This window comes from Bacillus sp. GbtcB14 (assembly GCF_019091205.1).
Lineage (GTDB): Bacteria > Bacillota > Bacilli > Bacillales > Bacillaceae_G > Bacillus_A > Bacillus_A cereus_AG.
The window spans coordinates 413,172-421,438 of sequence record NZ_JAGXJT010000004.1; the positions used below are offsets into that span (position 1 = coordinate 413,172).

Here is an 8,267-nt window from a genome sequence, read left to right on the forward strand (position 1 = left end):
TTCACAATATGCTTATCCGAGGAAAAATATTCTGTTTGCTAATCGTACCTTATCATTCAGTAATAATATGATGTCCTGCTGCTTTTGTTAAGCGATTCATAATTGCATTCCCTATTCCGTCATTCGGGAACGACTCACTAAAAATAACATCCACTTCACTTGCATCAAACGTTCTAAGTACATCATATAATTTAGTCGCCACACTAGCTAAATCGCTTCGAACACCACAAGATAATACAACATCCGCGCTATATACATGCTGATACTCTTCTGTCGTTAATAAACCCACTTTGAATCCTTCTTCTTTCTTCTCATCCACAAGGCGCTGAATAAACTCACGTGATCCTTCAACAATACTAAGTGGCGCTTTCGGTGCATAATGTGTATATTTCATTCCAGGTGATTTCGGTTTTTCTTTCTCGTCCTTTAAAGCTGGATCTAAAGAAACCGTACCAATCACTGCTTCCAATTGTTCTTTCGTAATCCCGCCTGGGCGTAATATCGTTGGAACTGCGCTCGTACAATCAATTACAGTTGACTCAACACCTACTCCTGTTGCACCACCATCTACAATTCCTGCGATTTTCTCATTTAAATCTTCATATACGTGAGACGCTAACGTCGGGCTTGGACGACCTGAACGATTCGCACTCGGTGCTGCAACAGGTACATTTGCCTCTTCAATAAGAGCAAGCGCTACTGGATGATCAGGCATTCTTACTCCAACCGTATTAAGTCCTGCCGTCACCTTCTCTGAAATCCCTTCTTTTCTAGGTAAAATAATTGTTAACGGGCCTGGCCAAAAATGCTCCATTAACTTCTCTGCAACTGGTGGAATTTCCTTCACAATCCCATCTAACTGCGATTTTGTACCGATGTGGACAATCAGTGGATTATCACTCGGTCTTCCTTTCGCTTCAAAAATTTTCGCGATTGCTTCATCATTCATCGCGTTTGCACCTAGTCCATATACCGTTTCTGTCGGGAAGGCAATCGCCTCATTTTCCCTTAATAATTTTGCTGCTTCTTGTAACTGTGGATAATATTTTTTTCTTTCCACAACATTATCCACAACCCACATATTTGTATGCATTTTTTCCCACGTCCTTTTCTACCCTGAAATACTTGTCTATTTTTAGTTTACTATGAGATTTACCCAAAAGACAAACAAGGTTTATCCACAAAATGTGGATAAACCTAATTAATCCGTGGATAACTTTGTGAATAGCTGACAATTTAGTATTATTGCATTTGGCTCTTTTATATTTTTACAAAAGTGTTCTAACTGTCGAATTCCCTCTGGTACGTTTTCTTTCTCTATAGTAACAAAGTCAAAAAACTGAAAGATTGTTATAGATTGTGGATGATTTGTTAGTAAGTACAATTGTCGAATATTTTTTTCGTTCATATACTGCAAAAACATTTCAAAAAAATATAAGAAAGTCTGTTTATCCACATTAGGTGTGAATAAACAAGAACGAATCAGTGCGTGTTCTTCACTTTGTTCATATCCGATGACAGCCCGTATTTCTTCCGCCTCTTCCAAAATCATAAATTGCGCGTACAACTCATTTATTTTATCATCTTTTTTATTAGCTTGTCCGAAAAAAGAATGCAATCTTTCCACATCTGCTTTCGTAGCAAAATACACTTTCTTCATAATAAATCCCTCCTCATTTTTATATATGAGGAGGGGTTTATTAATAGTACTATTTAGAGAATAAAGATGTAAAAGCTTCTACAATAAACAATTTAACTTCTGGCTTTTCTTCTTCCTCTTCTACTTTTACATACTCATTTTTCTTTTCTTGTTTTTTCTCCACAGGTTTCTCCATTTTTTCCACAGTTTTTGTTTCTTCTTTACTTACAGGCTGCTCTTCGACTTTTGTTTCATTTTTTACTACTTTCTTTTCAGAAGCTGTTACTTTTTTTGCTACTTCCTGCTTTACAACTTTCGTTTCTTTTACCTTATCCACTTTCTTCTCTTCTGTATCTACTACTTCCTCATCTAGTTGTACCTGCTCCTCTTCAGGAGATTCCGCCTTCACAACATGTTCTTCCTTCCTTACAGCTGTACCACTTGAAAAATCTAAGAAACACATCGGCGGAAATAATACACACCACCAGTTTGCCCCTTCACCTTCCCCAATTGTAATTAATACGGCCTCATATTCCCCTGCTGGATAAATGAAATTCCCATATACCTTTGTAGGAAACTTTACATTCTTACTAAATTTCACTTGAAATGAATCTTTACTTCCTTCTTGTTTCAACGTATTCGCCACTGTTTTTTCGATTTCTGGAATATGACTTTGAATGACTTTACGTGCCTCCTCAAATGAAGTTAAATCCGCTACCCATCCATCAATTTGTGTTTTTACTTCATCACGCACTTTGCGCTTTAACGCCTGATCTTTATCTGAATCACTATTTGCTAAAATTCGTAATCGAACGGCCTCTTTCGGAATAACTGAAGGCCCTTTCGCATCAGCTTTCATATATCCAAACTGCACAAGCAACTGTGCACCAATTAATAATAGAAGAAGATAAGCAATAACTTGTTTTTTCATTTCCTCCACCGTCCCTTCTACAAACAGTGTGGACAGACTTTCATTTTTCTAAACTATTAAATTCAAAATCTATATAAATTTTCCCACAAAAAATAGAGTAAGGCGTGAACCTTACTCCATCTCTGCAAATACCATACGATCTTTTCCATTAATATCAAACACAATCTCAACATGAGCATGTGGAAAAGCTTGTTGTAACAGCCCTTTTACATCCTCACCTTGCCCTACTCCAATTTCAAATGCCACAATTGCTTTCTTCTGCAATACATTCGGCAACTCTTCCATAAAACGGCGATAGAAATCTAATCCGTCTTCACCACCAACAAGTGCTCTCTTTGGCTCATGCTCTTTCACCACAGGAGAAAGGCCACGCCAATCTTCTTCCGGTATATATGGAGGATTTGAAACAACAACATCTAACTTTTGACCTGTTTGATAAAATGGTGACAATAAATCACCATGATAAAACGTTACTTCTGCGCCCAAAGTTTTTGCATTTTCTTTCGCAACTTCAATCGACTCTTGTGCAATATCTACCGTATACACATGAAGATTTTTATTTTCTAAAGCCAGCGTAATAGAAATCGCTCCACTACCTGTACCGATATCCGCCACATGCAGTTTCTCATCATCAAAATGACGCTCGATTCTTTCTAACACTCCCACTATAAGCTCTTCTGTTTCCGGTCTTGGTATTAATACTTCTTCATTCACAAAGAATGACCGTCCATAAAACATTTCATAACCAATCATATATTGAATAGGAATACCTTCTACATGCTTGTGAATAAACTCCGTAAAACTTGTTTCTTGCTCCACAGTTATTTTTTCACGCATATTCATGAGCATTCCGGTTCTGTTCGTCTTTAATACATGACAAAGGACAATTTCTCCCGCATTTTCATCTCGTCCATTTTCCTGTAAAAAAGAAGAAGCCCATTTCAGGGCTTCATAGACACGCATTACTCAGCTGCCTCCATCTTTTGAGCTTGATCTTCCATCACTAAGGCATTGATGAAATCATCTAACTTACCTTGTAAGATTTGATCTAGCTTTTGAATCGTTAAACCGATTCGATGGTCTGTAACACGGTTTTGCGGGAAATTATACGTACGAATACGCTCTGAGCGATCACCCGTACCAACAGCTTGTTTACGGTTTTGATCATATTCAGCTTGCGCTTCTTGTCTAAACTTATCATAAACACGTGCGCGTAATACTTTCATTGCTTTTTCTTTATTCTTAATTTGTGACTTCTCATCCTGACACGATACAACTACACCAGTCGGTAAATGTGTTAAACGTACCGCTGACATCGTTGTATTAACACTTTGTCCACCAGGACCACTAGAAGCAAACGTATCAACACGAACATCTTTTTCATGAATACTAATTTCTACTTCTTCTGCCTCTGGTAATACAGCTACAGTTGCTGTAGATGTATGAATACGGCCACCAGATTCCGTTTCAGGAACACGTTGTACACGGTGAGCACCATTCTCGAATTTCAGCTTCGCGAACGCACCTTTACCGTTAATCATAAAGATAATCTCTTTATATCCACCTAGCTCTGTATAGCTTGCTTCGATAATTTCAGTTTTCCAACCTTGTACCTCAGCATAACGGCTATACATACGATATAAATCACCAGCAAATAAAGCTGCCTCATCACCACCAGCAGCACCACGAACCTCAACGATAACGTTTTTATCATCATTAGGATCTTTTGGAACAAGTAAAATTTTCAGACGCTCTGACAATTCTTTATCTTGTCCTTCTAATTCAGAAACCTCTTCTTTTACCATGTCACGCATATCAGCGTCTAACTTATCTTCTAACATTGCTTTTGCATCTCTTAATTGCTCACGAACATCTTTATACTCACGGTACACCTCTACCGTTTCTTGCATATCAGATTGTTCCTTTGAATACTCACGAAGCTTATTCGTATCGCTAATAACCTCTGGGTCACTTAACAATTCATTTAACTTCTCATAACGATCTTCTACAGCTTGCAAACGATCTAACACACCATTCACCTCTACATCCTAGTATCTAATACAAATAGTATATGGTACTTAATCAAAAAAACGCAAATTATATTTAAAAGCGCAGGTGGCTTGTTCAGAATCGCAGGCTATTTGGAACTCTCGACCTTGAAGCGCTCTTTGCTTCGAGTGAGAGAGTGAAGTGACCGGAGATTCTAGCCACTGGAGCTAGATAATATATTTAAAAGTGGAGGTGGCTTGCCCAGCTAAGGTTCTTTCGACCTAAAGGTTGTTTTTTACCTTTCGGGCGGAAGGTTCTTAGATGCGAAGAGCTAGCCACCAGAACTAGATATCATTTAAAAGCGCAAGCGGCTCGCTCAGCTCTGACTGCCTAAAGTTCTTAGCTGTACAAAGAGCTGGCCACCAATCTTCATCTATTTTGAAAAAAACCCGCTCTACATAGCGAGTTTCATTTATCTTTGTTTTGTAGGTACTGCATGACAATGACGACAACGTGGTTCATACGATTCTGAAGCCCCAACTAAAATAATTGGATCATCAAATGCTGCTGGTTCTCCATCGATTAAACGTTGCGTACGACTTGCCGGAGATCCGCATGCAGAACAAACTGCCTGCAATTTAGTTACATGTTCAGCAATCGCCATCAGCTGAGGAACTTGTCCAAATGGTAGACCACGGAAATCTTGGTCTAATCCAGCTACAATGACACGATAGCCACGATTTGCCAATACTTGCACCACTTCCACAATGTCCCCATCAAAAAATTGTACCTCATCGATTGCAATAACATCCATTTCTTCTGTTACATGGTTAAATATATCTTTCGAAGCTGAAACAGGAACTGCTTTAACCTTTAATCCATTATGTGATACAACATCTTCTTCACTATAACGATTATCAATACATGGTTTAAATACAATCGCATGTTGTTTTGCAAATTGCGTACGGCGTATACGGCGGATGAGCTCTTCTGATTTCCCAGAAAACATACTCCCGCAAATCACTTCAATCCAACCATTTTGATTCATTAAGTACATTGAGCTCTCCTTTCATCTACTTTCCTAATCTAAAGTAGGGTAAAGGTTTAATATTTTTGCAAAAAAAACAGACAAGCGAATACATACACTTGCCTGTTTTATGTTCTTTATTACTTGATACCGTATTTCTTATTGAAGCGGTCAACACGTCCGTCTGCAGTAGCAAACTTCTGACGTCCAGTGTAGAATGGGTGAGAATCAGAACTGATCTCAATTTTTAGTAATGGATAAGTGTTACCATCTTCCCACTCAACAGTTTCGCTAGAGCCTTTAGTAGACCCGCTTAAGAATTTGAAGCCTGTGTTCGTGTCCATAAATACAACTTTATTGTAATTTGGATGGATTCCTGCTTTCATTCTTTTCATCTCCTTCCGCCCTGAATCATTTTCGAAACAGAGTTTTTCATCTTCAGCTGCTTACACAACTATATTGATGAAACACATATGATGAAATTATAACAAGGCTAACTCCATTTTGCAACTACCTGTTTTTGTCTTTTTAAAAAATAAAAGCGCAAGCGTCTCGTTCAGAATGGGAGGGGGGTGGAGCTTCTGACGTAGAGGCGCTTTTTGCCTCGTAGGAAGACGCGAAGCCACCGACCATTCTAGACGCTGGAGCTGGATATAATTAAAGTGTAGGCGGCTCGTTCAGCTCTGAATGGCTAAGGTTCTCTCGTACAAAAGGTGCTTTTTACCTTTAGTGCGAGAGGTTCTTAGACACGAAGAGCTAGCCGCAGGAACTGGATAAAAATTAAAAGCACAAGTGGCTCGTTCAGAATCCAGAAAACTTCAAGCTCTCGACCCAAATATGATTTTCATCTCAAAAACAAAATTCCCCCATATATTACTCTCTTTAGCATTTCCTTAAAAAAACATAAAAAACTCGCTTACTACGAAATAAGCGAGTCCCAATCTTTTCCCTTTACTTAGTTGTTACATATCTTTTTGAGTCTGCAACAATGTTTTGTAAAAATTCTTCATTTGTCTTTGTTTGACGAAGTTTACGTAAGAAACCTTCGACAAAGTCTGGTGTATCACGCATTGTTTTACGAATACCCCATAGCTTGTCTAAATGTTCTTTCGGAATTAATAGATCTTCTTTACGTGTACCAGAACGGCGAATATCAATTGCCGGGAAGATACGACGCTCAGCTAATGAACGATCTAAGTGAAGTTCCATATTTCCAGTTCCTTTAAATTCTTCGTAAATTACATCGTCCATACGAGATCCTGTATCAACGAGTGCTGTTGCTAAAATCGTTAAGCTACCGCCTTCTTCAATGTTACGTGCAGCTCCAAAGAAACGCTTCGGTCTATGGAAGGCAGCTGGATCGATACCACCCGATAATGTTCTACCACTTGGTGGAATAACAAGGTTGTAAGCTCGCGCTAAACGGGTAATACTATCCATTAAAATGATAACATCTTTTTTGTGCTCTACAAGACGCATTGCACGTTCTAACACAAGTTCCGCTACTTTAATATGATTTTCTGGTACTTCATCAAAAGTAGAGCTTACAACATCTCCTTTAACAGAACGTTCAATGTCTGTTACTTCCTCTGGACGCTCATCAATTAAAAGTACAATTAATTCAGCTTCCGGGTGATTTGTTGTAACACTGTGTGCGATTTCTTTTAATAGACTTGTTTTACCAGCCTTTGGAGGCGCGACAATTAAACCACGTTGTCCAAATCCAACTGGTGCGATTAAATCCATGATGCGTGTCGGTAACTTTTTCGGTTCCGTTTCCAATTTCATTTGGCGATCTGGGTATAATGGTGTTAATGCAGGGAAATGCACACGCTCTTTTGCTGACTCTGGATCATCTCCGTTTACAGCTTCAACTTGTAATAATCCAAAATAGCGTTCATTTTCTTTCGGAGGTCGTACTTTACCAGAAACCTTGTCTCCATTACGTAAATCGAAACGACGAATTTGCGAAGCTGAGATATAAATATCTTCTGAGCTTGGAGAATAGTTGATAGGACGTAGGAATCCAAATCCTTCTGATTGAATAATTTCTAATACGCCTTCCATGAAGAAGAAACCTTCTTTTTCTGCTCGAGCTTTTAGGATAGCGAAGATTAACTCTTTTTTCGTTAATTTGCTATAATACGAAATCTTAAATTCTTTCGCAAGCTCGTATAACTCTTTTAATTTCATGTTTTCTAATGCTGCAATTGACAAATTCATTCAGACACCACACTTTAACGTTATTCTCTTTTCACATGGGTAAAGGGAAAAAATACGGAAGGCAAATAATTAATAATGAAAGGCAATAAGTTCAAGTAGGGTAATATTCACTATTGTAACCCTTTTATCTAGTTTTAATCAATACGTTGAAACACAAATACAAGAAGCGAAGACAAGAAAATTTGTCTTCGCTTTTCATATTTCTTTCTTTTTTCTACTCACCCTATTATGAGGAAGAATAGATAAGCCATTTTCGCTCTTACTTAATCCAGTTCCAGCAGCTAGAATCTCCGGTGGCTTCGCGTCTTCCTACGAGGCAAAAAGCGCCTCTACGTCAGAAGCTCCATCCCCCTACCATTCTGAACGAGCTGCTTACGCTTTTTACTTAATCCAGTTCCAGCAGCTAGAATCTCCGGTGGCTTCGCGTCTTCCTACGAGGCAAAAAGCGCCTCTACGTC

At 38.6% G+C, this 8,267-nt stretch carries 8 protein-coding genes; all 8 read right to left on the minus strand.

All coding sequences use genetic code 11. The features are described 5' to 3' along the window. Nucleotides 1-52 precede the first annotated feature (52 nt). Nucleotides 53-1,093: an L-threonylcarbamoyladenylate synthase gene (locus KVT31_RS14725; protein WP_088098504.1), complete on the minus strand. Its 1,041-nt coding sequence runs from the start codon at nucleotides 1,091-1,093 to the stop codon at nucleotides 53-55. A gap of 108 nt (nucleotides 1,094-1,201) precedes the next feature. Next, nucleotides 1,202-1,660, minus strand: a complete 459-nt coding sequence (locus KVT31_RS14730) for a GNAT family N-acetyltransferase (protein WP_000758432.1) — start codon at nucleotides 1,658-1,660, stop codon at nucleotides 1,202-1,204. 49 nt (nucleotides 1,661-1,709) lie between these two features. Beyond that, complete coding sequence (gene spoIIR / locus KVT31_RS14735; RefSeq protein ID WP_088098582.1) at nucleotides 1,710-2,570, minus strand: stage II sporulation protein R; 861 nt, start codon at nucleotides 2,568-2,570, stop codon at nucleotides 1,710-1,712. A gap of 111 nt (nucleotides 2,571-2,681) precedes the next feature. Beyond that, nucleotides 2,682-3,533 carry a peptide chain release factor N(5)-glutamine methyltransferase gene (prmC, locus tag KVT31_RS14740; protein WP_088098505.1) on the minus strand — a complete coding sequence of 284 codons (852 nt, stop codon included), beginning with the start codon at nucleotides 3,531-3,533 and terminating at the stop codon, nucleotides 2,682-2,684. Next, entirely contained in the window at nucleotides 3,533-4,600 is a 1,068-nt protein-coding gene (gene prfA / locus KVT31_RS14745) for a peptide chain release factor 1 (protein ID WP_002096180.1), read from the minus strand. The genes prmC and prfA overlap by 1 nt, the downstream gene beginning before the upstream one ends. A 431-nt stretch (nucleotides 4,601-5,031) precedes the next feature. Next, nucleotides 5,032-5,616 carry a thymidine kinase gene (locus tag KVT31_RS14750; protein WP_000281086.1) on the minus strand — a complete coding sequence of 195 codons (585 nt, stop codon included), beginning with the start codon at nucleotides 5,614-5,616 and terminating at the stop codon, nucleotides 5,032-5,034. A gap of 110 nt (nucleotides 5,617-5,726) precedes the next feature. Next, complete coding sequence (locus KVT31_RS14755) at nucleotides 5,727-5,972, minus strand: type B 50S ribosomal protein L31 (protein ID WP_000643447.1); 246 nt, start codon at nucleotides 5,970-5,972, stop codon at nucleotides 5,727-5,729. Between the two features lie 565 nt (nucleotides 5,973-6,537). Next, a complete protein-coding gene (gene rho / locus KVT31_RS14760) occupies nucleotides 6,538-7,809 on the minus strand; it encodes a transcription termination factor Rho (RefSeq protein WP_001053898.1) in 1,272 nt (423 codons plus the stop codon). Nucleotides 7,810-8,267 lie beyond the last annotated feature (458 nt).

Excerpts from the sequence above, each read along its gene's own strand:
- KVT31_RS14750 (WP_000281086.1), bottom strand. The coding sequence starts at position 5,616 with ATGTACTTAATGAATCAAAATGGTTGGATTGAAGTGATTTGCGGGAGT.
- KVT31_RS14725 (WP_088098504.1), bottom strand. The coding sequence starts at position 1,093 with ATGCATACAAATATGTGGGTTGTGGATAATGTTGTGGAAAGAAAAAAA.
- KVT31_RS14755 (WP_000643447.1), bottom strand. The coding sequence starts at position 5,972 with ATGAAAGCAGGAATCCATCCAAATTACAATAAAGTTGTATTTATGGAC.
- rho (WP_001053898.1), bottom strand. The coding sequence starts at position 7,809 with ATGAATTTGTCAATTGCAGCATTAGAAAACATGAAATTAAAAGAGTTA.
- prmC (WP_088098505.1), bottom strand. The coding sequence starts at position 3,533 with ATGCGTGTCTATGAAGCCCTGAAATGGGCTTCTTCTTTTTTACAGGAA.
- KVT31_RS14730 (WP_000758432.1), bottom strand. The coding sequence starts at position 1,660 with ATGAAGAAAGTGTATTTTGCTACGAAAGCAGATGTGGAAAGATTGCAT.
- spoIIR (WP_088098582.1), bottom strand. The coding sequence starts at position 2,570 with ATGAAAAAACAAGTTATTGCTTATCTTCTTCTATTATTAATTGGTGCA.